At 47.0% G+C, this 26,901-nt stretch carries 25 protein-coding genes; 6 read left to right on the plus strand and 19 right to left on the minus strand.

The window, feature by feature from the left end; translation table 11 throughout:
• Positions 1 to 115: 115 nt before the first annotated feature.
• Positions 116 to 652: a CvpA family protein gene (locus tag BTR1S_RS17320; RefSeq protein ID WP_006637919.1), complete on the minus strand. Its 537-nt coding sequence runs from the start codon at positions 650 to 652 to the stop codon at positions 116 to 118.
• 8 nt (positions 653 to 660) lie between these two features.
• On the minus strand, positions 661 to 918 hold the full coding sequence (gene zapA, locus BTR1S_RS17325; RefSeq protein ID WP_006637920.1) for a cell division protein ZapA: 258 nt from the start codon (positions 916 to 918) through the stop codon (positions 661 to 663).
• Between the two features lie 150 nt (positions 919 to 1,068).
• Between zapA and rnhC the strand changes: the two genes are divergently transcribed.
• On the plus strand, positions 1,069 to 2,010 hold the full coding sequence (gene rnhC / locus BTR1S_RS17330) for a ribonuclease HIII (protein ID WP_029419144.1): 942 nt from the start codon (positions 1,069 to 1,071) through the stop codon (positions 2,008 to 2,010).
• 373 nt (positions 2,011 to 2,383) lie between these two features.
• On the opposite strand, the gene BTR1S_RS17335 is transcribed toward rnhC, so the two are convergent.
• Together BTR1S_RS17335 and BTR1S_RS22145 are read right to left on the minus strand one after the other, a co-directional pair.
• Positions 2,384 to 2,821, minus strand: a complete 438-nt coding sequence (locus BTR1S_RS17335; RefSeq protein WP_029419145.1) for an SMI1/KNR4 family protein — start codon at positions 2,819 to 2,821, stop codon at positions 2,384 to 2,386.
• A 288-nt stretch (positions 2,822 to 3,109) separates the two neighbouring features.
• The gene (locus tag BTR1S_RS22145; RefSeq protein ID WP_053071197.1) at positions 3,110 to 3,337 is read right to left on the minus strand and encodes a hypothetical protein; all 228 of its coding nucleotides are present in this window, start codon (positions 3,335 to 3,337) and stop codon (positions 3,110 to 3,112) included.
• 533 nt (positions 3,338 to 3,870) lie between these two features.
• Between BTR1S_RS22145 and BTR1S_RS17345 the strand changes: the two genes are divergently transcribed.
• Positions 3,871 to 4,671 (plus strand): zinc-dependent metalloprotease, encoded by an 801-nt coding sequence (locus BTR1S_RS17345; RefSeq protein WP_006637924.1) that lies wholly within the window; start codon positions 3,871 to 3,873, stop codon positions 4,669 to 4,671.
• Positions 4,672 to 4,721: 50 nt separating this feature from the next.
• Here BTR1S_RS17345 and pheT read toward each other — a convergent pair whose 3' ends face one another.
• The 3 genes from pheT to BTR1S_RS17365 all read right to left on the minus strand — a co-directional run bounded on the left by pheT (position 4,722) and on the right by BTR1S_RS17365 (position 9,294).
• A complete protein-coding gene (pheT, locus tag BTR1S_RS17350; protein ID WP_029419146.1) occupies positions 4,722 to 7,136 on the minus strand; it encodes a phenylalanine--tRNA ligase subunit beta in 2,415 nt (804 codons plus the stop codon).
• Positions 7,137 to 7,151: 15 nt separating this feature from the next.
• On the minus strand, positions 7,152 to 8,186 hold the full coding sequence (gene pheS / locus BTR1S_RS17355; protein WP_006637926.1) for a phenylalanine--tRNA ligase subunit alpha: 1,035 nt from the start codon (positions 8,184 to 8,186) through the stop codon (positions 7,152 to 7,154).
• Positions 8,187 to 8,547: 361 nt separating this feature from the next.
• Positions 8,548 to 9,294: a TrmH family RNA methyltransferase gene (locus BTR1S_RS17365; RefSeq protein WP_029419148.1), complete on the minus strand. Its 747-nt coding sequence runs from the start codon at positions 9,292 to 9,294 to the stop codon at positions 8,548 to 8,550.
• Between the two features lie 115 nt (positions 9,295 to 9,409).
• On the opposite strand from BTR1S_RS17365, the gene sspI reads away from it, so the two are divergent.
• Entirely contained in the window at positions 9,410 to 9,625 is a 216-nt protein-coding gene (sspI, locus tag BTR1S_RS17370; protein WP_006637929.1) for a small acid-soluble spore protein SspI, read from the plus strand.
• Positions 9,626 to 9,657: 32 nt separating this feature from the next.
• Here sspI and cstA read toward each other — a convergent pair whose 3' ends face one another.
• On the minus strand, positions 9,658 to 11,454 hold the full coding sequence (cstA, locus tag BTR1S_RS17375) for a carbon starvation protein CstA (protein ID WP_029419149.1): 1,797 nt from the start codon (positions 11,452 to 11,454) through the stop codon (positions 9,658 to 9,660).
• Positions 11,455 to 11,634: 180 nt separating this feature from the next.
• Between cstA and BTR1S_RS17380 the strand changes: the two genes are divergently transcribed.
• The 3 genes from BTR1S_RS17380 to BTR1S_RS17390 are packed head-to-tail and all read left to right on the plus strand — an operon-like array spanning position 11,635 to position 14,154.
• Positions 11,635 to 12,228 carry a TetR/AcrR family transcriptional regulator gene (locus BTR1S_RS17380; protein WP_006637931.1) on the plus strand — a complete coding sequence of 198 codons (594 nt, stop codon included), beginning with the start codon at positions 11,635 to 11,637 and terminating at the stop codon, positions 12,226 to 12,228.
• A gap of 11 nt (positions 12,229 to 12,239) precedes the next feature.
• A complete protein-coding gene (locus tag BTR1S_RS17385) occupies positions 12,240 to 12,719 on the plus strand; it encodes a PH domain-containing protein (RefSeq protein ID WP_006637932.1) in 480 nt (159 codons plus the stop codon).
• Positions 12,706 to 14,154 carry a PH domain-containing protein gene (locus BTR1S_RS17390; protein WP_029419150.1) on the plus strand — a complete coding sequence of 483 codons (1,449 nt, stop codon included), beginning with the start codon at positions 12,706 to 12,708 and terminating at the stop codon, positions 14,152 to 14,154. The genes BTR1S_RS17385 and BTR1S_RS17390 overlap by 14 nt, the downstream gene beginning before the upstream one ends.
• A 3-nt stretch (positions 14,155 to 14,157) precedes the next feature.
• Here BTR1S_RS17390 and BTR1S_RS17395 read toward each other — a convergent pair whose 3' ends face one another.
• From BTR1S_RS17395 to BTR1S_RS17445, 11 genes are all read right to left on the minus strand, one after another.
• Positions 14,158 to 14,559 (minus strand): hypothetical protein, encoded by a 402-nt coding sequence (locus BTR1S_RS17395; protein WP_255265726.1) that lies wholly within the window; start codon positions 14,557 to 14,559, stop codon positions 14,158 to 14,160.
• Between the two features lie 89 nt (positions 14,560 to 14,648).
• A complete protein-coding gene (arfA, locus tag BTR1S_RS17400; RefSeq protein WP_029419152.1) occupies positions 14,649 to 16,157 on the minus strand; it encodes an arabinosylfuranosidase ArfA in 1,509 nt (502 codons plus the stop codon).
• 33 nt (positions 16,158 to 16,190) lie between these two features.
• Positions 16,191 to 17,033, minus strand: a complete 843-nt coding sequence (locus BTR1S_RS17405) for a carbohydrate ABC transporter permease (protein ID WP_029419153.1) — start codon at positions 17,031 to 17,033, stop codon at positions 16,191 to 16,193.
• Positions 17,034 to 17,978, minus strand: coding sequence for an arabinooligosaccharides ABC transporter permease AraP (araP, locus tag BTR1S_RS17410; protein WP_006637937.1), 945 nt, complete (start codon positions 17,976 to 17,978; stop codon positions 17,034 to 17,036).
• A 30-nt stretch (positions 17,979 to 18,008) separates the two neighbouring features.
• Complete coding sequence (gene araN / locus BTR1S_RS17415; protein ID WP_269154342.1) at positions 18,009 to 19,280, minus strand: arabinooligosaccharides ABC transporter substrate-binding protein AraN; 1,272 nt, start codon at positions 19,278 to 19,280, stop codon at positions 18,009 to 18,011.
• A 39-nt stretch (positions 19,281 to 19,319) separates the two neighbouring features.
• Positions 19,320 to 20,492, minus strand: coding sequence for a sn-glycerol-1-phosphate dehydrogenase (locus BTR1S_RS17420; protein WP_051056679.1), 1,173 nt, complete (start codon positions 20,490 to 20,492; stop codon positions 19,320 to 19,322).
• 39 nt (positions 20,493 to 20,531) lie between these two features.
• Entirely contained in the window at positions 20,532 to 21,218 is a 687-nt protein-coding gene (gene araD / locus BTR1S_RS17425) for an L-ribulose-5-phosphate 4-epimerase (RefSeq protein ID WP_006637940.1), read from the minus strand.
• A 19-nt stretch (positions 21,219 to 21,237) separates the two neighbouring features.
• A complete protein-coding gene (gene araB, locus BTR1S_RS17430) occupies positions 21,238 to 22,926 on the minus strand; it encodes a ribulokinase (RefSeq protein WP_006637941.1) in 1,689 nt (562 codons plus the stop codon).
• A gap of 14 nt (positions 22,927 to 22,940) precedes the next feature.
• Positions 22,941 to 24,422 (minus strand): L-arabinose isomerase, encoded by a 1,482-nt coding sequence (gene araA / locus BTR1S_RS17435; protein ID WP_029419155.1) that lies wholly within the window; start codon positions 24,420 to 24,422, stop codon positions 22,941 to 22,943.
• 271 nt (positions 24,423 to 24,693) lie between these two features.
• On the minus strand, positions 24,694 to 25,605 hold the full coding sequence (gene abnA, locus BTR1S_RS17440) for an arabinan endo-1,5-alpha-L-arabinosidase AbnA (RefSeq protein WP_081605374.1): 912 nt from the start codon (positions 25,603 to 25,605) through the stop codon (positions 24,694 to 24,696).
• A 202-nt stretch (positions 25,606 to 25,807) separates the two neighbouring features.
• Complete coding sequence (locus tag BTR1S_RS17445) at positions 25,808 to 26,893, minus strand: M42 family metallopeptidase (protein WP_029419156.1); 1,086 nt, start codon at positions 26,891 to 26,893, stop codon at positions 25,808 to 25,810.
• Positions 26,894 to 26,901 lie beyond the last annotated feature (8 nt).

Genomic DNA, 26,901 nt, shown 5'->3' on the forward strand with positions numbered 1-26,901 from the left:
TTTCCCCGTGTTCACCCTGTTTCCATCATACAAATTTTTGGCTGATCCTACAATCTTTCGACAAGCGAGAGGCACATTCAGCCGGAAAAAAAACTTCTCCAAGAACAGAGAAGTTTTAAAAAGATCCGTGCTGAAGCGGTAGATTGTTTAACAAGTTTGATAAATACGGGGTTTTATTGACAATGACATCCGCCAGTGCAGAGTGGGCCATCATGTTTTGCAGAACGTCGATCGGCAGAAGCGACCCGACGAACAGGACGATGAACACGAACAGGTAAATTTCCGCAAAACCGAGCACAGCTCCGAGAATTTGGTTGATTTGTTTCAAAATCGGGATTTGTGCGACAGCATCCAAAAATGACGCTGCAATCCTCAAAAGGATAATCGTCAGGAAAAATAGAATCAGAAACGCAATCATATTATAATAGGCATTTTCAATGCTTCCGCTGACAAATGTCAGAGCCGTCTGACCGCCCGTAAAGTCAGGGGACGGAATCCAGCTCAGCTTAGGCGCGAGGTCGCGACAATAGGCCCCCGCCACAGCAATCGCCGCAATAAATGTCACCAAGCGGATAAACTGGCGGATAAATCCTCTTTTCAGACCGATGAACAGACCGGACAAAAGCAAAATGATAATGATGATATCTAGCATCGTGATGTTCAATCCTTTTCTTTAATTTGTCCTTTCAATCTTTCAAATTCTTCCTTCAGCTTCAAATAATCATGCACCACATTCACCGCCGTTAATACGGCGAGTTTATTTATGTCAAGATACGGATTTTTTTCATTGATTTCTCTCATCTTATCGTCGACAATTGAAGCAACGTGCCTCATATGGCTTTTCGTTTCATCGCCGACGATTGTAAATTGCTGACCGTAGATGTCAACTGTTGTTTTCGTTTTGCGACCATCAGACAACGTTTCTCCTCCATTCCTTCCGCGAGAATCCTAGACTCTATCATAACATGTTTAGAGATTGAATGGAAAGACGAGCCCTCGGCTGTTATGATACACTTATAAAAACATCGAAAACGCCTGTTTTTATCAGCTAAAAAAGGAGATTAAACCGTGTCACATTCCGTTTTAAAAGTTCCCCAATCTGTTATTGAACGCATGAAAAGCTATTACCTGTCCGACATCACCTCTCTTTCAGTCCAGGGAGCGGTTTTTCAGGCTAAGCCCGAAGGCTGCACGATTACAGCATATCAATCCGGAAAGGTTTTGTTCCAGGGAAAAAACGCCGCAAAGGAAGCTGAACGCTGGACAGCATCGGCCGAAGCCCCGGCCGACAAAAAAACCGCCGCAAAGCCGCGCACCCCTTCCGCCTATCAGCCGCCGGAAGGTATCGGCTCCATGTCTGTCATCGGCTCCGATGAAGTCGGCACCGGCGATTATTTCGGCCCGATGACCGTCGCATGCGTTTACGCCGACAAGGCGAAGCATCCGCTTTTGCAAGAGCTCGGCGTCAAGGATTCCAAGCACCTGAAGGACCCGCAAATCGTCCAAATCGCCCGCGACCTGATCAAGACGGTGCCCTACAGCCTGCTCGTCTTAAAAAATGACAAATACAATGAACTGCAAAAAAAAGGCATGAGCCAGGGAAAAATGAAAGCCCTCCTGCACAACCAGGCGATCACACACCTGCTCAAAAAATTGGACGGAACCCGGCCTGAAGCGATTTTAATCGACCAGTTCGCAGAACCGGCCGTTTATTTTAAACACCTCGCCGGCAGAAATGCCGTTAAAGAGCGTACATATTTCAGCACTAAAGCGGAAGGCATCCACCTGGCCGTCGCCGCCGCTTCGATCATCGCGCGCTATTCATTTTTAATGGAAATGAACAAGCTTTCAAAAGAAGCCGGCATGACGCTTCCGAAAGGAGCAGGGCCGCTCGTCGATGAAGCCGCGGCAAGGCTGATCAGGAAACACGGCGAAGCAGCGCTCGGCCATTTCACGAAACTTCACTTTGCGAATACACAGAAAGCGAAGCGGCTGGCGTCGAAAAGCTGAATACGCCAAAAAGCGGGAGCTCCTGACTTTCAAGGGTTCCCGGCGATTTTGGCAGGAAGTTCGAGGACCAGTTCACGGAGTTCCAGGGAGCATTTCCGCTCGCGGCTATATCCTGCATTCATCCCGGCTCTTCGCAATAAAACTGACGATATTCTTATCTTCGATCCATTCACAGTAAATATTTGAAACGGAATCGTGTATCGTCTGGGCAGGACGTAATGAACTTCATGCTCTTACCATTATAAGGGCTATTTCTCTGTCATTTTATCTCCTGATTAATAGAATGTGATGAGGCTTTTCTTTATTAAGGTATGTACTTAGTTATATTAGAATCACTGAGATCTTCCGCATAAAAATACGCTCCGAGGCATATTTAATCTATTATATTTTCAAAGTATCGATCATCTTGATCAACTTTTTTAATAAATTCCTCCAACGAGTCGGCTATTTTTGCATTAAAAAAGAATACTGGAGATCTATCGGTTTTATTTACATTAAGTGTTAAATATACGCCTTCATTTACCTCATAAAAAACAAGCCTGTCTTCATCTTCGTATATATCATCTAAATCCGGATCAAATTCGTAAATATCTTCTCTTAAAGTAATATTTGCAATAGTATGCGGATCCAACAGCCTGTTAATTGCGCTCCCATTATTACTTCTTATAAATCCGTATCCAATTTCCAAATAAAATTCCCTCAGTTCATTAGGAAATGAAAATCCTAATCTTCCTTCTGCTTCTGTAAGATCGTTTTCTTTTAACGCATAAAACGCATGCTTGCTATTTTTTATAAAATCAAATTTGCTCATTATCGTTTACCTCGCTGAAATCTTGGATAGGCCGCGGGAAACTTGTCTATTATTCCTGCTAGTTGTTCAGTGACTTATCTTATTATATGGATGCGCTCATCCTGCCGGTAAGATGACTAGGAGCCCGACGAGATTGGAGAGGAAGATGAAGAGGCAACAAACGTTGCGTCCTGAGGTCATGGCCTATTGGCATCCCGGCATCATAATCAAGTAAAAAAGCAGACCACCCGGCCTGCCTTTTTTATGTATACTGTCTGTCCCGGATTCCCGTTATCGCTTGAAATGAATTTAATATCCGGCGGTAGCCATTCCTAATACAACACCAAATAAACCACAAGCGATAGCTGCGATCATCATAATTGTGCCGTGTTGTACTTTCCCATTACTTCTTACTAGATATCCAAAAATAACTCCTCCTGCACCAAATAAAATCGGAATAAGCAGCAGTGATATACCGGTACATATCCAGCCTAAAATGATAAATGTTTGAGTATTATTGCTTGGGTTTTTTGTCATAGTCCCGATCCTTTCTGAATGGTTATTTTGCACTATTAATGATTTTATACTAAAAAAAAGAAATATGAAATAGTTTTTTCCAGCGATCCAGAAGAAAGCGATTTGATTAAAATTTATGATAGAGGGCATAAGCTGGCAAATGGCCAGGTTTTCCGGGTATCAAGGATTACAAAATAAGGCTCATAGAGGCAACGTTAATGTGAAGCAACAATGATATAGTCAGGCAGCGCCTTTCTCTTGCTTTTTTTGACGCAGGCAACACAAAGCGGCGCAACCTTTGCTGAATTTCGATCTTTTTGCTGGAGATTATTACAATTTATCAGAAGATTAGCAAATAAAAGGCCTATAGATCTGTTTGAAAAACCCTGTCAAACTGCAGATTTCTTGTCGAATTTTAGCGATCTTCGTAGTTAGATTGAAAGGCCTGTAATAAGAATCTATGTATATCTTCCTCTTTTTGGATGAAAAGCAGGGATTTTTAGTTTACTAGAAGAAATCTTTAATTTGTTAAAAAATACGGAGGGATTTGTAAAATGAAAAAACGGTCTTTATTCTTTACTTTATTACTTTCTGCAAGTTTAATACCCGGGGCGGCCGGGGTCGCGGAAACGGGCGGTCATGGGCATCCTCATGAAGCAAAAGGGATTCATATTGAAGCATTGCCTAAACCTAAGGATGGTTTTAAAGATTTAGCCGGCAAAGTTCACGTTGAAAAAACAACGAAAACAAAGGTGCTGGATGAAAAAGGAAACACAGCTGGAACGATGACATTTGAAAAGAATGTAAACAACAGCAAATTTTCGACTCAAGCCAGCACGGGCAAACAAAAGGTAAGCGTATTGGCAGTGGCTGATAAGCAATTTCGGACGAAATATAAGGATTGGAAAACGAGAATCGTCCAAATTGTTGAGGAGGCGGATGAAATGTTCAACCGCGACCATGATATTGACTTTGTCGTGGAAGCCGTTGCCCCTTGGAATTCTTCCGGTAAGAACGCCTCTGACATTCTTGACAACCTTGCAGCCAAATTTGAGGGCCAGCCTTATAAATTTGTAGCCGGCTTTACAGCCAACGACAATTTTGAAGCGGGCGGCATCGCTTTTCAATATCCTGTTAAGCCGGACGGTCCCGCTTTCAGCGTCACGCTCGACATGGGAACGGAAAATTCGGCAAAAGCGGCAAGACACGAATTTTCCCATAACTTCGGCGTGGAACACGATCCGCAAGGAAGCGGAATCCGCTGCATTATGAACTACGACTACGCATACACAGTCGATGTCTGGGATGAGGCTCATAACGAGCTTATCGAGAAAAATAAAGTTTGGTATCAATAACAAAAAATAACCGGTCCCTGATACATGGGAACCGGTTATTTTTTTAAGTTTTATCCTCTTAACACAGCCTGATACGTATCCTCCAGTGCTTTCAGCACTTGGTCGTGGACTTTTGTCACTTCTTCTTCTGTCAGCGTTTGTTCCGGGTTTAAATATTGGAGGCTGAAAGCGACCGATTTTTTGCCTTCTTCCATATGCTCGCCTTCGTAGACATCAAAGACGTGCACTTCCTTCAATAATTTTCCGCCGGCTTTTTTAATGGCGCTCTCCAGCTGGCCGCTCGTGATGTCTTTGTTCACGACAAGCGCGATGTCGCGTGTGACGGACGGATATTTCGGAATGGCCGTGTACGTGATGGCCGGTACGTCCAGCGTGAATAGCGCGTGCAGGTCTAGCTCAAATACGTACGTTTCTTTCAGATCGAGCTCTTTTTCGACCGATGGATGGAGCTGGCCGATGAAACCGATCAGGCTGCCGTTGTGCAAAATATTGGCCGTCCGCCCCGGATGAAGCTCTTTTCTTTCAGATTGAACATACTCGATGCCTTCCTGTATGCCGAGTTTTTCTAAAAGGCCTTCGACAATGCCTTTGACAACGAAGAAATCAACCGGCTTCTTCTCGCCCTGCCAAAGGTTTTTGTGCCACAGACCTGTCACAGCGCCAGCTACATATTCTTTTTCAACCGGTTTTGTCTGTTCTTCGACTTTTAGGAAAACCGAGCCGATTTCGTAAAAGGCTGCGGAATCGGTCTGCCGCGCCAGGTTGTAGGCGACAGAGTCAAGCAGGTTTGGAAGCAGGCTGTGTCTTAATACGCTTCGCTCCTCGCTCATCGGCAGAGAAAGAATCGTTTTGAACGATTTTTCAAGAGCGAAGGCGGTCGCTTTTTTATCGTTTGTCAGCGAGTACGTGATCGCCTGTGAAAGCCCCGCTCCCTCCAGAAAGCGTCTCACTTTTCTCCGCTTTTCTTGATAAGGGGTGAGTCCGCCGGTAAAGCCCGTCACTTCAGGCAGTGTAGACGGAATATTGTCATAGCCGTACAGTCTTGCAACCTCTTCGATTAAGTCCTCTTCGATCGTAATGTCGCCTCTTCTTGTCGGAACGGTCACGATCAGCTTGCCGTCCGCTTCTTCGACGGAAAAACCGAGCTTCTTGAAAATATGGACCATTTCCTCTTTGCTGATGGACATGCCGAGCACCTTCGCCACTTTATCAGCGGAAAGGCTGATGACAGCCTCTTGGATGTCAAGGTGATTTTCGTCCACTGTCCCCTCCAACACAGTACCGCCCGCATATTGGCTGATCAGGTCGGCTGCCCGTTCTGCGGCGAGTCGCACGCGTGCGGGGTCGATTCCTTTTTCAAAGCGGATGCTTGATTCGCTGCGAAGTCCGAGGTCTTTTGAAGCCTTGCGGACAGTCTGTCCGTTAAAGTACGCCGCTTCGAGCAAAATCGTCGTCGTATCTTCGCGGACTTCTGACTCGGCACCTCCCATAACACCTGCGACGGCTTGCGGCGTGGAGCCGTTCGTAATGACAAGATGATCGGCTGATAATGTTCTTTCCTCATCATCAAGTGTTACAATCGTTTCATTTTCCGCCGCTTTGCGGACGACGACCTCTTTTGAACCGAAGCGGTCATAGTCGAAAGCGTGCAGCGGCTGGCCGTATTCGAGCAGCACAAAGTTCGTAATATCGACGACATTGTTATGCGGTCTGATTCCGGCATTGATCAGCTTCGTCTGCATCCAGAGCGGTGAAGGGCCGATTTTGACATCTTTAATGATTTTTGCCGCGTATAGCGGATTCGCTTGCTGGTCTTCGATTTTCACCGAAATGTAGTCTTCCGCTTTTTCGCCGCCAGGTTGATAGGACGTCTCAGGAAGCTTCACATCGCGTCCGAGAATCGCCGCCACTTCATAGGCGACGCCGAGCATGTTCATCGCATCGGCGCGGTTTGGCGTCAGACCGAGCTCAAGGATCGCATCGTCAAGTGCAAGGCTCTCCAGCGCGTCCGCTCCCGTTTCGGCATCATTCGGGAATACGAAAATGCCCTCCGCATATTCTTTCGGCACAAGCTTGCCTTGAATGCCGAGCTCCTGCAATGAACAGATCATGCCGTTCGACTCTTCGCCGCGGAGCTTGGCTTTTTTGATTTTGAAGTTGCCCGGCAGTACGGCGCCGACCGTCGCAACGGCCACTTTTTGGCCTTTGTCGACATTCGGAGCGCCGCAAATGATTTGTACAGACTCATCTCCGCCGATATCGACAAGGCACTTGTTTAATTTATCGGCGTTCGGGTGCTGTTCGCGTTCAAGGACATGTCCGATGACAACGCCTTTGATTCCTTCGCCTTTATATTCGACGCCTTCCACTTCAATCCCGCTTCTCGTAATCTTTTCAGCGAGAATATCAGGCGTCATTCCGTCCAAATTCACGTATTCTTCCAACCATTTATATGAAACAAACATCACGCGTCCTCCTCTTTAAGCCTGTTTAAATTGAGATAAAAATCTAACATCGTTCGTATAGAAATGACGGATGTCATCAATGCCGTATTTCAGCATCGCGATGCGTTCAACACCCATTCCAAACGCAAAGCCCTGATATTGTTTGGAATCGAATCCGGCCATTTCAAGCACGTTCGGATGCACCATTCCGGCGCCGAGAATTTCAATCCAGCCTGTTTGTTTACAAACGGAACAGCCTTTTCCTCCGCATTTGAAACAGGAAACATCGACTTCCACGGATGGTTCTGTAAACGGGAAGAAGCTTGGACGCAATCTGATTTCGCGTTCTTCGCCGAACATCTTTTTAGCGACGGTTTCAAGCGTTCCTTTCAGATCGCTCATGCTGATGTTGTGATCGACGCAAAGCCCTTCAATCTGCATAAACTGGTGAGAGTGTGTCGCATCATCATTGTCGCGGCGGTACACTTTGCCGGGACAGATGATTTTGACAGGACCCTTTCCTTTGTGCTTTTCCATCGTCCGTGTCTGAACCGGTGAAGTCTGCGTTCTCATCAGGGTGTCTTCAGTGATGTAAAAGCTGTCCTGCATATCCCGCGCCGGATGGTCTTTCGGAAGGTTCAGCGCTTCGAAATTGTAGTAATCCGTTTCCACCTCAGGCCCCTCTTCCACAGAATAGCCCATGCTGATAAACAGGTCTTCAATATCCTCGATCACGATCGTCAGCGGGTGCTTTGATCCCGTTTTGACGGGACTTCCCGGAAGCGTCACATCAATTGTCTGTTCTTTCAGCTTTCTTTTGACTTCTTCCTCTTCAAGACGGGCATTTTTTTCAGCAATGGCGGCGGCAATCGTTTCTCTCACTTCATTTGCCAGGGCGCCCATTTTCGGCCTTTCTTCAGCAGAAAGCTTTCCCATTCCCCTGAGCACTTCTGTGATCGGCCCTTTTTTCCCAAGATACGCCACGCGGACATCGTTGACTTCTTTTAATGACTGTGCGCCTTCAACTTTGGCAACCGCTTCTTTTTCAAGCTGTTTCAGCTGTTCCTGCATGTTTTTCATTTCCTCCTTTTATCTGGACAAACTTGTTAATTGACAATAAAAAAAGCCCCTCTCTGTATGAAAGGGACGAATTGTGGCCCGCGGTACCACCCTTTTTAAGAAAAGCAAAACAAGCTTTGCTTCTCACTTCATTGACATAACGGATTGACTCCGGTTCACCTTTACACATGGCATGCATGTGGTCCCGGTGACAACTCAAGAGGTGAAACGTTTTTTAAGCCGGCCATAAAAATGCTCTCAGTCTCAGGCATTTTCTCCCTGAATGGCGGCACTCGCAAAAAACCGCTCCTCTATCACTGTTTTTCAACATATTATATTCATTATAGTGAATTAGATCATCCTGTGCAACCGGTTATCCGCGCAGGTGATAAAGCAGTACCGCCGCTGCGGCCGCCACATTCAAGGATTCGGCTTTACCGTAAATGGGAACGTACAGGTTCTTGTCCGTCCGGCCGAGAAGATCCGGATCAACTCCAGAGCCCTCATTTCCGATTAGAAGCGCAAATGACCGCGACGGCTCCGCCTCCCTAAATGGAACGGCATTTTGCAGGGCCGTTCCGTAAACGGGAATCTGCTTTTCTTTGAGCTCTTCTATCAGTCCGGAAAGCTCCGCTTTGATGATCGGGATGTGAAAATGCGAACCTTGGGCGGATCTGAGCGTTTTCGCGTTGTACGGGTCTACCGTCCCGTGTCCGACAACAACAGCATCGATTCCTGCCGCATCAGCCGTCCGAATGATCGTCCCTAAATTGCCGGGGTCCTGTACAGCGTCTGCAAGGAGCAGCTTTTCATATTGAAAAGGGCCTTGTTCAGGCATTTGGCAGACGGCGGCCACAGCCTGCGGTGTCTCTGTTTCCGTAATGGCTGAAAAAGCTTCAGCGCTCAGAATATAACAAGAAACAGATACATCAAGTCCCGCCGGAAGATCGGCTTCCTCCATGACCATAATTTCTTTTACGTTCCCGGGCGTTTTCATCGCCTCTTCAACAAGGTGCTCACCTTCTATTAGAAAAGTATTGGTTTTCGTCCGTTCCTTTTTCGTATGAAGCTTTTTCCAATCCTTCACTTTTTGATTTTTAGCTGATTCAATTCGTTTCAAATCATTTTGACTCCTTTGTCTGGCAATAGTCACATTATATCTCATGAATGATACATAATAAACCCGCAAACGAGACAGAATATAGAAAATCAGATATGGAAATGGAGTGAAAAAAGTGGATTTGAATTTGCGACACGCAGTCATTGCGAATGTTTCCGGAAACACGCAGGAGGAGCTTGAGCACACGATCGTCGATGCGATCCAAAGCGGAGAAGAAAAAATGCTGCCTGGATTGGGCGTTTTGTTTGAGGTCATTTGGCAGAACGCTTCAGAATCAGACAAAAATGAAATGCTCGAAACGTTGGAACAAGGTTTGAAACCAAAACAATAAACCGGAGGCCCGGATGGCCCCGGTTTATTTTATCAGCCCGGAATGGATGGCTCCATTCTCAAAGCCGGATCACGCCAAAGCACCGTCCACTTCTTAATGGCGGCAATCATGATGACCAATCCCAACATCAGCATGATGATCGACAAAATGCCGTTTAAAATGCTGTAGCCGGTCGCTTCCGCATTAAAGTAGACGTGTCTGATCATCCAGTATCCCGCATAGTTGACGGTTACATATAAATAGGCGAGCGGAATAAGGCATGTCAGCATATACCGCCGTTTATCGGCGATTTTCAAGACGACGGTCGCGCCGATGATGAGGCCGACAGATGCCATCAGCTGATTGGAAACGCCAAACAGCGCCCAAATGGAGCTGATATCGCCTGAATACAGCAGGTATCCCCACATCAAACAGGCGAGCGCGCTGGCGGTGACTGAACCTGGAAGCCAATCGGTTTTTTTGAGCGGTCTGTACACTTCGCCGAAAAAGTCCTGAATCAAGTAGCGGGCCACCCTCGTTCCGGCGTCAATCGCCGTTAAAATAAAGACGGCTTCAAACATGATGACAAATTGAAAGAAATACGAGGCTAAGTGGCTGAAAAACGGAATGTCCGTGAAAATATAGGCCATGCCGACGGCAAGCGTAACGGCTCCGCCCGTTCTTCCTTCCAAATCAAGCCCGATCTCCCGGCTGAGCTCAGATAAATGGACGGTGTCCATCCCAAGCGTCCGAAAAACCTCAGGCGCGCTGTTAATCGCAAAATAATCGCCCGGCTGCAATGCCGTCGCTGCAATCAAAGCCATAATCCCGACAAGGCACTCCACAAGCATCGCGCCAAAGCCGACGAATTTCATATCGCTCCATTTATCGAGCATTTTCGGCGTCGTGCCTGAGCCGACAAACGCGTGGAAGCCGGAAATCGCGCCGCATGCGATCGTAATGGAAATAAACGGCCAAACCGGACCTGGCGAGACCGGGCCGCCCCCTTCCGTAAACTCGGTAAACGCCGGAAACGGAATCGCCGGATTCACGACAAACACCCCTGCAATCAACGCGATAAACACGCCGATCTTCATAAAGCTGCTCAAATAATCCCTCGGCGCAAGCAGCAGCCAGACCGGAAGCGCCGCCGCAAAAAACGCATAGACCGGAAGCGCGATCGCAAGCGTTTTTGCATCAAGCGTCAGCGCCTCGCCAAGCGGTGTACTTGCGACAGACGGTCCGATGAACACGCCGATCATCAGCAGGATAAACCCGCCGGTTGATGCCAGCTTTAAATTGCCCGTTTTTTTATAAAATAAACCGACTCCCATGGCAATTGGTATCGTGATAGCTACAGCAAACGTCCCCCACGGATTGCGTTCGAGCGCATGGAGCACAACCATCGACAGCCCCGCCATTGTGATCGTAATAATAAACAGCATCGCAAGCCCGGTGCAAAACCCGGCGACAGGTCCGAGCTCTTCTTTGGCGACTTCTGAAAGCGATTTTCCATTTCTGCGCATGGATGCAAACAAAACAACGATATCGTGAACGGCTCCCCCGATAACCGCTCCGATCAACAGCCATATCAGGCCGGGCAAATAGCCGAATTGCGCGGCCAAAATCGGCCCGACAAGCGGTCCCGCCGCCGCAATCGCCGCAAAATGATGGCCGAAGGATACCCATTTATTTGTCGGCACATAATCTTTGCCGTCTTTTTGAAGATGGGCAGGAGTCGGTTTTTCGTCATCCACCTTCAGCACTTTCACCATCATAAAAGTTCCATACAAACGGTAGGCGATCGCCAATATGCAAATTGAGGCGATCACAATCGTAATTGCATTCATCCCAATTCCTCCCCCCTTTGTTTCCTTTTTAACATAGCTTATCTTTTATGTAAGCGCAATCATCATTTTTAAAAAAGCCCCCCCTTATTTTTTGTTTCTGTATTTTAGACTATTAGATTCCATTTCATATAGAATCATTTTTAAATTGACACTTTAGCACGATCGTACTAAAATGAAACCATGAATACAAAAAGACAAAAGCGAAGACTGCAAATTATTGAAGACGCCATTCAAGTGCTTGCGGAAGAAGGCTATGCGAATGCCTCGATCGGCAATATCGCAAAAAAGGGGGGAATCAGCAAAGGAGTCGTCACGTATCATTTTCCGAATAAAATGCAGCTGATGAAGGCTGTTGTGGAGCATTCCTACGGACTTGCAGCGCCTTATATGGAAAAATTCATGGACGGTTTGGACAGTGCACCGGCTACACTCCGTGCCTATATTGAATCAAATCTCAGATTCATGTTTGAGCACCCCAAATACGTTACCGCAATCATTGAAGTGGTTTCCAACTTACGAACAGAAAGCGGTGAGCTGTATTATAAGGATGAAGATGAATCAATATATGAACCGCTGATTGACATTTTGAAGTGGGGACAGGAAATGGAAGAGAGTTTCAGGGAGTTTTCCCCGCTCATTATGGCCAGAACCGTGCGAAGCGTAATCGATTCATTGGGACCAAAAATCGCAAATCATGATATATCAGACATGGAGAGCACGATATCTGAAATTGTTGATACATTCGATTATGCAACGAGAAAAACAACTAAATAGGGGGGACTATCATGAGAACTGGCAAATTGCAGAAATTAGACAAAAAAATTGTTGACGCAAGGAAGCTTGAAGGTGTGATCACGTTATGCGTGTATACATGCGTTATCCTTGCCTTGCTATACTGTACTTTAACATTCGGCTGGCCAAAATGGATATTGGCTGGAGCATCGTGTTTGGCTATTGCCTCTGTACCATTTGAACTTTATCTTTTGCCAAGGTGGAAATATCGTTTATGGCGATATCGGATCAGTGAATTAAGCATCCAAATCCATAAAGGGATCTTTTTTAAGCGAAAAGTATTAATTCCCATGGGAAAAGTCCAGCATGTCGAAGCAAAACAAGGCCCTATTTTAAAAAAGTACAATTTATATACAGTGACTTTATCAACGGCAGCCGGCAGCCACGACATTCTGGGATTGGCCGAAGGAACCGCCGAATCTATCCGCCAAGATATTGAAGCCTATGCGAGGTTAAGCGATGAACAAGTCTGAAACATTAATAAAACATCGTCTCCATCCTGTTTCGATCCTTTATTTTGTCATGATAGCGATCAAGGAATCGTTGTCCTTCATTTGGCTGGTTCCGCTGCTCGTACTATTTATTCATAAACTGGGCAGCCACATCCCCGCTTTCATCATCAATATTGCTCTAGGTTCTTTGCTTATTATCGCGTTTTTCATAATTGGTGTATTGAAATGGCGGGCATTTACCTACCAAATACATGAGAAAGCGATATATGTTGAATCCGGTTTACTTGTCGTCAAGAAAAGATGGGTGCAGCCGGACCGCATTCAATCCATCGATTCTACGATCCGTGTATATGACCATTTATTCTCTACACGAACGTTAACAATTGAACTTGCCGGAGGTGATGAATCCAGCATCATTCTCAGCTGCATTTCAAAAGAAGAAGAACAGCGCATTCGGACGGCTTTAAAAACAGAAACAAAAGTCAGGCCGCGCGAACATGCTGAAGACTCAATGTTTCAATTATCTAAAAATGATCTCATTTTACACAGCCTGCTATCGCCTAAATTCGGGATTGTGTTTACGCTATTATTGCTTGGATTGCTAAAATATTTGGATATATCGAAAGAAGGAGACCGGGACACTTTGTTCACCTACTTATCCGGCTGGTTCGGCCCCAACTGGATCATGATCACGGTGGTCTTGATGGCTATTCTATCATTCGCGCTTTCGCTATTACTCACATTTGCAAGTGATTTTCAATTCACATTAAGGAAAAATAGCAAAGGAGAAATTGAGACTGAACAGGGTCTGTTTGAGAAGAAAAAACGAACGATCGCCCAAAACCGGATCCAGGCCATTCTTATCATCGAGCATCCGATTCACCGCCTCTTAGGGTATGCAGCAATCAAAGCTGTTGTGATTCGCAATCGTTCAAATGAGCAAAACAGTAAAACCGTTACCATTCTTCCTTTTGTAAAAAAAGAAAAAGCCCAATCCATGCTTGAACCGTTTACCGGTTACCGCAAGGGCAGCCATCTGCACATGCTCACAAAGGAGGCCAAAATTCACTATATGGTTATGCCATTTATAGCCGGCTGTCTACTTGCCGTACCGATATGGCTGTTTGTGCCTTCTGACTATCACAATCTGGCCGCAGTTCTGCCGCTCGGATTATTCAGTCTGGGATGGATGGGGTATCGAATGATTGGCTGGAATCAAAGCAACCGTTTTTTAACTTTGCAATACGGAATTTTATCCCGGAAAACGGCAATTATGAAACGCGGGCGCATTCAATGGGCATCATTAGGCCAAACATTTATGCAAGAGAGAAAAAACTTGGCGTCAATTAAGCTGGCTGTTGCTTCAGGAAAAGAAAATGTGAAGTTTTCGATCAACCACATTCCAATAGAGAATGCAACAGATCTTTATCAACATGCCCTTAAAACAAAGGAATGATTTTCAAAATTTCTCAAAACCAAGTTGACTAATAGGAATAATAAGAATAAAATAGACACAAGCTTCATCTGCTGCCTTTTCAAGGCGTAATTGGCGGGTATCATCGGATATCCGCCCTTTTTCTGTTAGCACAACGGAACGACAAAAAAATGAACGGCCATGACTAGACAAAACGCGGCGATCCCCCGCGATTCGATTGACTTTTGTTTTGACAAGCGAAACTGAGAAATGGTGAGACAGTGAAAAAAACAAAATGGTGCCGATCAAGATGACGCCTGCCTCTAAAAATGAGTGACTGAGAAACCGGGCCCGATCAAGGATCGTCGTGATAAACAGAAGCCAAAGGTACGCTAAAAACCCGTACATCAAAAAGCAGTATGCAGCCGAAAAAAACGCCTTCATCATATCCTCCCTCCTGTTTTATAGTATTCTCCGGCATAATGCGCACACCTTTTCACACCTAAAAAACCGGCACAGCGGCCGGTTTTTTTACATCATCGTTTTTTCAGTCTGATCACATTCCAGGAAAGCTTCGGAAGATGAGCCGTCAGCCTGCCGTCGCATACTTTGGCGTCTCCGCCGCTGTGGGGAACGACATTGTTCCGGTCCTGTTCATTTGTCGCTTTGTTGTCTTCATGTTCAAGGACGATGTGCTCGCTTACGGCATAGCCTTCAAAGCTTCTGACATCCGCTTCAATTTGCAGGCCGCCTTCCATGTCGCGGTTCACTGCAAATATTGTCAATTCTTCCGCTTCTTCATTGAACACAGAGACTGATTCCAAGTACGGAACATCTGTAAAGTCTTTGCTGTCGTACTTCGGTGATGAGACGACCGTCTGCAAAGCCGTTCCCCGGCCGTAGACGGAGGCGTGCATGAACGGATAGAAAATCGTCTGCCGCCACGCTTCCCCGCCTTTTTCTGTCATGATCGGCGCGATCACATTGACAAGCTGTGCGAGACAGGCGATTTTCACGCGGTCCGCATGCTTCAGCATCGTAATCAGCATACAGCCGACCAAGAGCGCATCTTCGAAATTGTAGATGTCTTCAAGAAGATGAGGCGCGCGCTCCCAGCGCTCGACCAGTTTGTCTTTTTCATTTGAATGATACCAGACATTCCATTCATCATATGAAAGGTGAATCGTCTTTTTGCTGCGTTTTTTCGCTTTCATGTAGTCGCAGACGGCAACCACCGTGTTGATGAAATGATCCATATCAAGCGATCTCGCCAAATAGTTTGGAAGGTCATTATCACGGTTTCCATAATACGAGTGAAGCGATATATACTCCACATGATCATACGTATGATCGAGCACGGTTGTTTCCCAGTCGATGAACGTCTGCATTCCGCTCCCTGAGCTTCCGCAGGCGACCAGTTCGATGGAAGGGTCGGTCCATTTCATGACCTTTGCGGCTTCAGCGGCAATCCTTCCATATTCGGCGGCGGTTTTATGGCCGATTTGCCAAGGACCGTCCATCTCATTGCCGAGGCACCATGTTTTGATCTTATGCGGCTCTTTATAACCGTGGGATTTTCTAAGATCACTGTAGTATGAGCCTGACGGATGGTTGCAGTACTCCACGAGATTTCGGGCCGCATCAATTCCCCGTGTGCCCAGGTTGACGGCCATATTCACTTCGGCGCCGACAAGCTTCGCCCAATCCATGAATTCGTTGGTACCGACCAGGTTCGGTTCGGTTGTCGCCCATGCCAAATCCAGCCTTGTCGGCCGCTTTTCGACAGGTCCGACTCCGTCCTCCCAGTTGTATCCCGATACAAAGTTTCCACCCGGGTATCTGATAAACGGCACCTTCAGCTCTTTCACCAGTTTGATGACATCTTTCCGAAAGCCCGATTCATCAGCCTCAGGATGATCCGGTTCATAAATGCCTTCATAGACGGCTCTTCCCAGATGCTCGATGAATGAACCGTACAACCGTTTGTCAACCTCTCCCACCTTGTACTCCTTATCAATCGTCATTTTCGCTTGTTTTACGGTCATTTCCATCATTCCTCCCCACAGAATATATATTGATCAGCCTTTAATTCCGCCTGCCGTCAAACCTGAAACAAAATATTTTTGGAAAAACAAGAAAATCAATATAACAGGCAGAATCGCCAGCACCGACCCTGAGATCAGCATGTCGTAGTTGTTACCGTACGGACTGAGCAAAGCCGACAATCCGATCGGAAGCGTAAACATTTCCTTTGATCGCAAAACGATTAACGGCCATAAAAAATTGTTCCAGCTGTTTAAGGACTGAAGGATGATCATCGCCCCAAAAGCGGGCTTCATCAGCGGCGCCATAATCCGGAAGTAAATGCCGAATTCGGTGCACCCGTCCATTCTCGCCGAGTCGAGCAAGTCTTTCGGCAGGCCGAGCGCATACTGCCGGAAGAAAAAGACGGCGACGGGCGAGACGATAAACGGGAGGATCACTCCGGCGTACGTATCGACGATGTGCAAAGAGACCGTCATTTTAAATAAAGGCAGCATTAAAATCTCGATTGGCACCATCATGATCAAGAGCACAAACACAAACAGCAGATTCTTCCCTTTAAATTGATAAACAGCGAGCCCGTAGCCGACCATTGATGAGAATAAAAGCGTTAAAACGGTGGAAATAACCACAAGAAGCAAACTGTTTGAAAACCATTTAAAATAAATGCTTCCTCCGTTAAACAAATAAGTATAGTTGTCTAGACTTAAAATTTCCGGGCTCAGCTTCAAATTCAGCCCGAACCGCAGCAATTCCGAAGATGGTTTCAGCGAGCCGAGCAAAAGGCAGAAAAGCGGAAATACAAACAAAAAGCTTAAGGTCGCAAACAGGAAAAACGCAGCGATTTTCGCAATGTGCAAGCCTCTGGCAGGATGCATTTAATAGCCCTCCTTTTTAAAGGATCCAGACAGCTTTAATGAAATCAGGCTGGCGATAAAAATAATGATCAGGAGCACGATTCCGAGAGCCGATCCGTAGCCCATGTTGTTGTAGGCAAGCCCCTGCTGATAAATGTAGCCGACCATTGTCAGCCCGATATTGCCCTGGGAATTGTTTTGCCACAGCACATAGCTTTCTTCAAACATCCGGAAGCCGCCGATGATGCTGATCGTCAGCACGTAGACGGTGACGGGCTTTAAAAACGGCAGGGTGATATGATAAAACTTCTTCAACGTGCCTGCGCCGTCAATTTCGGCTGCTTCATACAATTCCTTTGGAACATTTTGCAGACCGGCCAAAAAATAGAGCACATTGATTCCCATCCAGCGCCAGGATGCGAGCATCACCATTAAAAACATCCCTGTATGCTCATTGTTCAGCCAGTTTTGCGGAGAGGCCCCGAGCTTCATCAAAATCGAGTTTGCGAGAGATGTTTCCATTTCTCCGAAAATCAGCCTGAAAATGATTCCCGCTACAATCGTAGACGTTAAGGCAGGTATAAACAAAGCAGATTTAAACACATTTTTAAACTTCACCAGTTTTGAATCCAAACAGACTGCAAGAATAAGAGGAACCGGTATTAAAATCAACAATGTCCAAAAGGTGTATTTCATTGTATTGAATAATGCGGTATAAAAAGTGGGATTGTTTAAAGCTTTATAGTTTTCCAGCCCGATGAAACGGATTTCTCCGGGGAGGATGCTTTGAAAGCTCATGATGACGACGCTGATAAGCGGATAAAGAAAAAATATACAAAAGGAGAGTACGAAAGGTGCTGTGAAAATATAAGGTGCGGCTTTTGCTGAGTATAAAAAGCGAGTCATCTTTCTTTTTCTGCTCACCGGTGGAAATGAATGCACGGTATCTGTTTTAACAGTCTTCAAGTTATCGCCTCGCTTTACAGTAATGAAAGACTATTGTCCCTTCACTTCGGCGGCTGCTTTGTCCAATGCTTCTTTCGGTGTTTTGCTCTTCGTTTTGAGCGCTTCGTACAGTACGTTTCTGTTGACGAGATCTGAAGTTTTCGCATAGTCCTCAGTAAGATAAAGCGGATTGATCTCATCTTTCACCTCAAGGAGCACGGAAAAAATCCGGCTGCCGTTTTGAAAATATTCAGTATATTGATTCGGTTTTTTCAACTCTTCCGAATCCCACACATCCCATCGCAAAGGATCAAAACCAAGCACGGTCCACAGCTTGATATTCCCTTTTTTTGATACTTTGGCGAACTTTAAAAATTCCTTGGCCAAACCGGCTTCCTTCGCTTGTTTCGGGATGACGGTGGCTGTCCCGCCCAAACCTGCCGAGCGGTCTCCGCCTTCCTTCCATGCCGGCAGAGGCCTGATCGCGATCTTCCCTTTTAGATCAGGCATGTAATCCAAAAACCTTCCCATATACCAGATCGGCATCAAAACGGAGGCAGCTCCGCCCTGGTTCATGAAACCGTAATATTCCTCACTATGATGATTTCCGCCAGGCGTTGTGATCGCAATTTTATCTTTTTCGATTAAGGTTTTCAGGAATTCGAGCGTTTTGACACTTGTTTCATTGTTTAATGTCAGGCGCCCCTTTTCATCAAAGTAGCCCGACCCCTGCTGGGAAATCAGCGGCAAAAATGAATTCGGATCTGTCGTTTCAATCGTCGTCATCGGTTTGCCGGTAGCCTCTACGACCTTTTTGCCCGCATTTCTGTAATCTTCCCAGGTTTTGATGTCATCCGGATCAACGCCCGCTTTGTTTAACATATCCATGTTGTAATACATCACGGTCGTTCCGACATGGGTATCGAGACCGTACAGTCTTCCATCTTTGCTGTAAAGGGTGAGCCTTGCTTCCACAAACTTGTCGCGTTCTTTTTCCACCAGGGAGGTTAAATCTGTCAAAGGAATGTCAGAGCCTTTCAAAAAATTGGAGAAACGGGCGAGTTCGACATCGGCAATATCCGGAACCCCTTTTCCCGCCAAAAGTGAAATCGAAAGATTGTCATGCATCTGTCCGTATGGATAAACGACCGTATTTAATCGAATCTTTCGGTCCGGATATGCTTTGTTCCATTCTTTTACCATTTCCGTGTAAAATTGTTCGTGCAGCCCGTTGAACGTCCAAAATGTCAGTTCTGTCGCACCAGACTCCTTGCCTGCTGTGGGGCTCGCCCTGCAGCCCGTTAAAAGCAAGCTTAGAGCCATGATCGTCAGGAGAAAATACGAAAGGACCTTTTTCACGTTTTAACCCCTTCCATGTTTGACATATTGCCTGATGTCAGGCAAAAGACCATATTGATTCATGATTTTCAGTCCCGTATAGCGGTCCCTGAGATTATGGGCATGGGCCATCGCCTCCTCAAGAAGCGGCGCATCAACATCCAGTTCCTTGAAGGATACCGGGCCGCCGACATGTCTCATCCATTCGGCCATCTTCTCCCCGGCCGGGAGCTGTTCATAGGCGGAGCGCATCGTGTTTCCGACACGTTCATCGCCGATATCCCGCTCCGTCAGAGACCGGTATACATCAGCCAGCATAATGGCGGCGCATCCCACTTTTGCTCCGTGGAGCACCTGCCGTTTATGGTTTTCCAGCGCTTTCATCTCAAGATAATGCGAAAGGTGATGCTCTCCCCCTGAAGCGGGTCTTGAATGATCGAGCATCAGCATGACAAGGCCTGAAAGGATCAACGACTCCATCAAACTCGTAATGCCTTCGCACGTTTTTGCCGATATGTCGTCCATCCGGGACAGACATTGGTCAAGCGCTTTTCTCGTGATGCCGGCAGCGGTCGGACAGTATGGTTCATCACGCAAACGGGAGATTTCCCAATCGGCGAGAGACGTTATTTTGCCGAGCATATCGCCAAAACCGGCGGCAATCATCTTTTGCGGCGCGTTCCGCAAAACCTCAATGTCCGCAAATAATGCAAGCGGCGCCTTTGTTTGAATCGTCTGCTTCGTGCCGTTTACAATCAGCGGGGCTCCGGCTGATGTAAAACCATCAACCGACGGAGCCGTGGGCACCGAAATAAACGGGATGCCTCGCTGAAAAGCGCAAAACCGGACGATATCATGAATTGTCCCCGCACCCGCCGCAATTAGCACGTCCGCATCAATCGGCACATCGATCAAGGCCTTGACCAATGTTCTCTCATCTGCGGTGACATCGCCGGCCGGATTGGCCTCAAGCTTGATCCGGGACACATTTGCTGTTCCCGCGAGAAGCGACTCCAGCCGGTTTCCTGCAATCCGGCCGGTCGTCTCATCGCAAATGATGGCGATGTGTTGAAATGATGAAGCTTTTATATAGGCCGGCAGCTCTTGATCAACGGCATGTTCCCCAAGCGCAATTTTTTCGATGGTAAGCGGAAAATGAACGGCTCCGCATTGACAGGCGCCTAAAGTATTGTTCATATAAGAGATCAGATCATTCACGATAGTCCACGCCTCCTTCTATTGGCCGTAATACGCGTCAGCTCCATGCTTCCGGAAAAAATGCTTATCAAGCAAAACATCGCTGATCGGATGTAAGGACGGATTCAGCATAAGCGAATGGTAGGCCATCTTTGCGACCTCTTCCAGAACGACGGCATTGTGGACAGCCGTCAATGCATCCTCTCCCCAGCAAAACGGACCATGGTTGTTGACGAGAACGCCCGGAATGTCGCGCGGATCAAGACGCTGGAACGTCTCCACGATAACTTTTCCGGTATTTAATTCATACTGTCCCGCGATTTCATCAGCATACATTTCTCTCGTACAAGGGATATCGCCGTGATAATAATCGGCATGGGTCGTTCCCAAGGAAGGAATGTCCCTTCCCGATTGTGCCCAGCTTGTCGCCCACGGGGAATGCGTGTGGACAATCCCGCCGATCGTCTGAAACTCTTTGTAAAGATGCAGATGAGTCGGGGTATCTGACGACGGCTTCAGCTTCCCTTCTACAACTTCTCCTTCCATGTTCAGTACGACGAGATCTTCCGCTTTTAATTCGCTGTATTTCACACCGCTCGGTTTGATGACGACCAGCTCTTTCTCGCGGTCAATCCCGCTGACATTTCCCCATGTAAACGTGACGAGCCGATGCTCTTCAAGCTGTAAATTCGCTTGTAACACTTGTTCTTTCACAGCCTCCAGCACAAGTTTCTCCTCCTTTTGATTAGCCTTTTACCGGACGGCGTAGCTCTGCGGACTGGATGTTTTTTAATTTTTTGAGCCGCTTCATGACATCATTTTGTTTTCCGAAGTATGTGTAAAGCTCCTTATACTCCGCATAGAGCTGATCGTACAATGTTACATTTTCCGGGATCGGCTTGTACGTATGATTTTTCACTTTCCCCATATGCTTGACGGCCTCTTCAATCTGATCATATCCGCCTTTTTCACTTCCGGCGGCAAGCGCCGCGAATATCGCCGATCCTAAAGCAGGAGCCTGCGGAGAACCGGAAATTTTAATTTCCATGTTAGTCACATCAGCGTAAATCTGCATGATGAACGGATTTTTTTCAGCAATTCCTCCGGCGGCATACAGCTCTTCGATCGGCACGCCGCTCTGCCGGAATGTTTCGATGATGATTCTCGTCCCATATGCGGTCGCTTCAACTAAAGCACGGTATATTTCTTCAGGCTTGGTTGACAGGGTCATCCCGAGCATCATCCCCGTCAGATCCGCATCGACAAGCGTCGAACGGTTTCCGTTCCACCAGTCAAGTGCAAGCAGGCCGCTTTCACCGACGCGCATGTTGTCCGCTTTTTGTGACAGCAGCTCATATATGGATACACCTTTTGCTTCAGCTTCTTTCATATACGCTTCCGGGACGAAATGCTTGATAAGCCAATGAAAATGGTCGCCGACACAGGACTGGCCCGCCTCATAGCCGACATACCCCGGTAAAATGCCGTTTTCTACAACTCCGCACATTCCCGGCACCATGCGGACATCCTCACCAAGCAGTACGTGGCAGGTGGATGTGCCCATGATCATCAGCATTTTTCCCGGTTCTGTGATACCGACCGCCGGAACGGAAACGTGCGCATCGACATTGGCAACAGCAACCGCCGTTCCCGGCAAAAGACCGGTTTTAGCGGCCATTTCCTCAGTCAGTCCGCCGGCTCTTTCCCCTACCTGATAAATGTCTTCTGTCAATTTTTCCTCAACAATTGTTTTCAGCTTCGGATGCAAAGCCGCGAAAAAGTCTTCCGAAGGGTAGCCGTCGGTACAGTTCCAGATTGCTTTATAGCCCGCTGTACAATTGTTTCGTTTGACTCTTCCGCACAGCCGGTATACGATCCAGTCGGCGGCTTCCATGATTTCGGCGGCTGCATCGTATATGTCCGGTGCTTCTTCCGCGATTTGCATTGCTTTCGGCACCAGCCACTCAGAGGAAATCTTTCCGCCGTATGTTTTAAGAAATGCTTCATTTCTTTTTTCAGCGATTCGATTCAGCCTGTTCGCCTGCTCCTGTGCGGCATGATGCTTCCATAACTTCACATAGCTGTGGGGCTCACCCGCATATTCCGCCCTCATGCAAAGCGGTGTTCCATCCTTATCGACAGGCAGAATCGTACATGCCGTAAAATCGATGCCGATGCCGATGATTTCTGTCGGATCGACTTTCGATTGGCGCAAAAGGCTTGGAATCGTCTCTTCCAGCACTTCAATGTAATCGGCGGGATGCTGAAGCGCCCAGTCTCTCGGAAGCTTTTGCTTTGTCCCGGGCAATTCATGATCGATTACGCCGTGCGTATATTCTTTTACCGCTGTCGCGATTTCTTCCCCTGTCCGGACATCCGCCAGGACGGCTCTTCCTGATAATGTTCCGAAATCAACCCCGATTGTAAATGCCATAATCGAGCACCCCCTTAAAACATGCGAAGCCGGTATGCAGCTTCACTCCATTTGAGTTCATTCCGCAGGTTGACGATCGTCGTATCCCGGTTGATCAAAACCCCTTCAATGCCCGTCATTTCAGCCCAGTCCAGCATTTGTTCGGACGTCAGCTGATAGGAAAGGCATGTATGATGCGCCCCGCCCGCCAATATCCACGCTTCCGCAGAGGTTCTGAGAGAGGGCTGCGGCTTCCAAAGGACGCGCGCCACCGGAAGGTTCGGCATCTCATGCGGAACCTTTTCAGCCTCGACTTCATTGACGACCAGCCGCAAACGACCGCCCATATCGATTAAAGAAACATTGACCGCAGACCCTGCGATTCCGTCAAAAACCAAACGCGCCGGATCTTCCTTGCCGCCGATTGACAGAGGATGCACTTCAATTCTCGGTTTGTTTTCGGCAATCGACGGACACACTTCAAGCATGTGTGAACCAAGAATCATTTCATTGCCTGGTTCAAAGTGATATGTGTAATCCTCCATAAATGAGGTTTCTTTTCCGTCAGCCATCGCTTTCATCATCCGGACAAGCGCGGCCGTTTTCCAATCTCCCTCTCCGCCGAAGCCATAGCCTTCAGCCATCAGCCGCTGAACGGCCAAGCCCGGAAGCTGCTTCATGCCGTGCAAATCTTCAAAGTTCGTCGTAAATGCGGTATAGCCGCCGGCTGTTAGAAAGCGCTTTAATCCATGCTCGATCCGCGCCTGTTCTTTTACGGCTTCACGGGCAGCGCCGTCTTCAGGACATTCATAGAGCTCTTCATACTCTGCCAGCAGTTCGCTGACGCTTTGCTCGGATACTGCGTTGATCTCCCGGACTAGATCTCCGATCCCATATCCGTCGACAGACCAGCCAAGCTGAATTTGGGTTTCTATTTTATCGCCTTCCGTCACCGCCACATTCCGCATGTTGTCTCCAAACCGTGCCACCTTGATCTGGCGGTTTTCAACAGAGGCGACTGCGGCGCTCATCCATCGGCCGACCGCCTTTTTCACCTCGGCATCTTCCCAGTGTCCGACAATCACCTTACGCTGAAGACCTAATCTTGTTCCGATAAACCCATATTCGCGGTCTCCGTGTGCTGATTGGTTGATATTCATAAAGTCCATGTCGATTTTGTCCCACGGGATGTCCCTGTTAAATTGAGTATGGAAGTGAAGCAGCGGTTTTTTCAGTTCTGTGAGACCTTGAATCCATATTTTGGCCGGTGAAAACGTATGCATCCAAGTGATGACACCTGCGCATGCATCGTCGCTGTTCGCTTCTCTCATAAGCTTCGTCACGCCATCAGGCGAAGTGACAACCGTTTTATATTTGACACTGAACCTCAGTTGGCTGTCATTTAACCCTCTGCACATGATTTTTGAATGTTCTTCGACTTCCCTGACAGCTTCTTCTCCGTATAAATGCTGGCTGCCCGCAACAAACCAAAATTCGTACGTTTTTGATTGAATCAAGATTTTTCCTCCTATGCCCCGGTATGATGAAACATTATGAAACCATTAAAATAAAACGCTTACAAAAACATTTGATGAAGAGCCTTCGGCACCAAATCTTATCCTAATACGTACGTACATCTATAAACAAGTTTTATATTCATACGAACAAGTTCATTATATTCTTAACACCATATACTGTCAATTCAATTTCCAGCATGTTTTTAAATTTTTTTTGACACATTCGAAAAGAAAAAGCCAAGCAGACTGACATCTGCTTGGCAAGCGGAAGCTAGTACGTTGGCCAGCCTGCTGAATCCCAATACAAATCATTGATTAACAATTTTGAAATCCCGTTATCAAGAGCATCATAGCCGTGTCTGACAATGACCGAATTGCCCATAATATCGGAATGTCCCGGCCCTTTCCAGCGTTCATTTCCGGCGTCCAATATCGTCCCTCCTCCGGCCATCATGCTTTTTCCATTTTTATCATAGTAAGGCCCGGTAATATTGGTTGAACGGCCGTAGGCCATTTTATACGTGCTGTTGACCCCCTTGCAGCAGCTGTCAAATGAAACGAATAAATAATAGTAGCCGTCTTTATACGTAATGTGCGGCGCTTCAACCGCCCCGCCGTTATTCGGCCTTGAGGCGATCGAATAAAGGCTTCCCGTCGGTTTCATTGTGGTTTTATCGAGCTTTGTCAGCTTGATGCCGCTCCAAAAGGAACCGAAGGACAACCACGGGTTTCCGTCTTTATCAATTACTAAATCCCCGTCAATCGCATTATAGTTATCAGCCGAAGTCGTCCTGATGACAAGTCCGTGGTCGCGCCATTGCCCTGAGGCGATCCGGTCTGTGGAAGCAAGCCCGATCGCCGAGGTGTTTGAGCCGAACGAAGAGACGGAATAATACAGCCAGTACCGTCCGTTATAATAACTGATATCCGGCGCCCATTGATTTTCTTCATGATTTGGTACGTACATTTTCCACCATGATAATGGAGTTGGAAAGATACTCGGTGCTGCACTCCATGTGATTCCGTCATTCGATTTGATGACGCGCAATCCGTTTCCGATTCCCGTGCCAAAGGTGTACCATGTATTCCCTTCTTTAATCATAGAAGGATCATGAATGATGTTGTCCCCTTTTGTGTCCCAAAATGCGGCTGAAGCAGATTGATCCGTCGAAAACATCAGCATCAGCGCGGTTACAAATGCCGCCGCCAATGAAAACCATTGTGAATATCGTTTCACAAAACCACTCCCTTCAAAATATCAAAAGCCAAGTGAATATTCCTTTTATGGAATTTTACGGAACATTCTAACTTTTTATATGTAAGCGCTGCCATAAACATTCCAAAAAAAGCCGACAGCTGTTTGCCAAGCTGCCGGCTTTTTTGAATCAATCATACGTAATGTTTTGCACCGTTTCATTGTCCAGTCGTTTGATCACTTCGGTGATCAGTTTGACGGCATTTTCATAGTCATCGCGATGAAGCATCGCCGCATGTGTATGGATATAGCGGGTTGCAATCGTTATCGAAAGAGCGGGTACTCCGTTTGCGGTCAAGTGGATCGATCCTGAGTCGGTCCCCCCTCCCGAGAGGGCATCAAATTGGTATGGAATTCCCGCTTCATCGGCTACATTTGTGACAAAATCGCGAAGCCCTTTATGGGAAACCATTGAAGCGTCATACAAAATGATTTGCGGACCTTTACCCATTTTGCTTGTCGATTCTTTTTCCGTAATCCCCGGTGTATCTCCAGCGATTCCGACGTCGACTCCAAAAGCGATGTCCGGCTTGATTGTGTGTGCAGCGGTTTTGGCACCGCGCAATCCGACTTCTTCCTGAACCGTCCCTACGCCATACACGATATTTGGGTGGTCGGCGCCTTTCAGACGTTTCAAAACGTCTATTGCGATGGCACAGCCGATACGGTTGTCCCATGCCTTGGCAAGCAGCATCTTTTCATTTTTCATGACTGTAAATTCAAAGTAAGGTACGATTTGATCTCCGGGAAGAACGCCCCATTCCATCGCTTCCTCTCTGCTTGAAGCGCCGATGTCGATAAACATGTCTTTAATGTCCACCGGTTTTTTGCGGGCGTCAGGGGAGAGAACATGAGGCGGCTTTGAACCGATGACACCGGTGACCTCCCCTTTTTTCGTCACGATTGTCACACGCTGCGCCAGCATGACCTGTGACCACCAGCCTCCGACCGTCTGAAAACGGAGATATCCCCTGTCATCAATGCGCGTTACCATAAAACCGACTTCATCGAGATGACCGGCAATCATGATCTTCGGTCCGTCGGCCCGGCCGGTCTTTTTAGCAATCAGACTACCGAGTCTGTCTGTCGTTACCTCATCGGCAAACGGCTCTATGTATGATTTCATGACTTGTCTGGGTTCTTTTTCATTTGCTGGTATCCCTTTTGCGTCTGTCAATTCTTTTAGCATGGTAAGCGTTTCATCAAGCTTTGCCATATCATTTA

Source organism: Bacillus sonorensis NBRC 101234 = KCTC 13918 (assembly GCF_001592005.1).
Taxonomy (GTDB): Bacteria; Bacillota; Bacilli; order Bacillales; family Bacillaceae; genus Bacillus; species Bacillus sonorensis.